At 67.2% G+C, this 1,682-nt stretch carries 2 protein-coding genes; one reads left to right on the top strand and one right to left on the bottom strand.

Going from position 1 to position 1,682, the window contains the following annotated elements:
• Positions 1-28: 28 nt before the first annotated feature.
• Positions 29-685 carry a metalloregulator ArsR/SmtB family transcription factor gene (locus VIR09_RS03205; RefSeq protein WP_332011561.1) on the top strand — a complete coding sequence of 219 codons (657 nt, stop codon included), beginning with the start codon at positions 29-31 and terminating at the stop codon, positions 683-685.
• A 4-nt stretch (positions 686-689) separates the two neighbouring features.
• Here VIR09_RS03205 and VIR09_RS03200 read toward each other — a convergent pair.
• Positions 690-1,682 (bottom strand): efflux transporter outer membrane subunit (locus VIR09_RS03200; RefSeq protein WP_332011560.1); only part of this gene is annotated, 993 nt, incomplete at its 5' end.

Raw genomic sequence — 1,682 nt, 5'->3', positions numbered from 1 at the left:
TAGGCAAACATCCGGAGAATCCCCATCCATGTCTGACAGTCCGTCCCATCCCGTCGTCTGGGAGCATCAACCCGCGGACCGCGTGCTCATGACCTTGAAGACGCGCGGCCCGCAGTCCGTTGCCGTCATCGCCCGCGCCATGGACGTGACGGCCGAGGCCGTGCGCCAGCAGATGGCCCGCTTGCATGCGGAGGGGCTGGTGGATTCCGAAAGCCATAGCGCGGGCCGGGGACGGCCCACCCAGATCTGGTTCCTGACCGACGCCGGGCACGGCCGTTTCCCGGACACGCATGCCGAAATGACGGTGCAGATGCTGGGCGCCATCCGCCAGGTGTTCGGCGAGGATGGCGTCGAAAAGCTGATCCAGGCGCGCGAGGCCGCCATGCTCGGCAGCTATCGCCAGGCCATGCAGGGCGCCCGCAGCCTGAAGGAACGGCTGGAGCGGCTGGTGGAAGTCCGTTGCGCCGAAGGCTACATGGCCGAGCTGCGCAAGGATGGCCCGGACTACCTCTTCATTGAGAACCATTGCCCGATCTGTTCCGCGGCCAAAGCCTGTATGGGCTTTTGCCGCAGCGAGCTGGAACTCTTTCACAAGGTGCTGGGAGAAGATGTCCGGGTGCGGCGCGAAGAGCACATCCTCACGGGGGCGCGCCGCTGCGCCTACCGCATCGACAAGGCCGGCTGACCGGTCATGAGCCGGGCTGCTCCCAGCCGCCCAGCGCCTTGTACAACTCCACCGCGTTGACCAGCCGGCGCTGCTGCAGCCGGATGAACTCCTGTTCGGACTCGAACAGGCTGCGCTGCGCTTCCAGCATCTCCAGGTAGCTGGCCACGCCGCGCTCGTAGCGTCTTTCGGTCAGGCGCTGGCGGTCGCGGTCGGCGTCGCGCACTTTGCGCTGCGCGTCGATCTGGGCGCGCAGCGTGTCGCGTGCCGACAGTGCGTCGGCCACCTCACGGAAGGCCTGCTGGATGCTGCCTTCGTATTGGGCCACCGCGATGTCCTTGCGCGTTTCCGCCAGCGACAGGTTGGCGCTGTTGCGTCCCGCATTGAAGATGGGCAGCGTCAGCCTGGGCGCGAAGGTCCAGGTACCCATGCCGGAACTGAACAGATCGGAGAAGCTGCCGGCCGTGGTGCCGATGTCGGTCGTCAGCTGCACCGACGGGAAGAACGCCGCGCGCGCCGCGCCGATGTCGGCATTGGCGGCCCGCAGCGTGTCCTCGGCCTGGCGCAGGTCCGGACGACGGATCAGCAGGGTCGAAGGCAGGCCAGCGGCCAGCGGCGTCAGGCTCTGGCTTTCCAGCGTCACGGCATCGGTGTCGGGTGGCAGCGAAAAGTCGCCCGCCAGCAAGCCCAGCGTATGCACGGACTGGCGGTATTCACGGCTCAGTTCGGCGAGCGTGGCGCGCGAGGATTCCACCAGCATCTGTGAGGTACGCAGCCCCACGGCTGTTTCCAGCCCCGCGTCGTAGCGGCGCTGGGTGAGCTTGAGCGAGGCCTCGCGCAGCGCCAGCGTACTTTCGGTCAGGCGCAGCTGCTCGGCCAGCGAACGCTGGTTGAAATAGGCCGTGGCCGTTTCCGATACCAGCGACAGCGTGGCGGCGCGATGCGCTTCCTCGCTCGCCAGGTAGCGCGACAGCGCGGCATCGCTCAGGCTTTTCACGCGGCCGAAGAAATCCAGTTC

The sequence above is a fragment of the Achromobacter sp. genome (assembly GCF_036567245.1).
Lineage (GTDB): Bacteria > Pseudomonadota > Gammaproteobacteria > Burkholderiales > Burkholderiaceae_B > Achromobacter.
This window is presented reverse-complemented; position numbering and strand designations above follow the sequence as displayed.

Excerpts from the sequence above, each read along its gene's own strand:
- VIR09_RS03205 (WP_332011561.1), top strand. The coding sequence starts at position 29 with ATGTCTGACAGTCCGTCCCATCCCGTCGTCTGGGAGCATCAACCCGCG.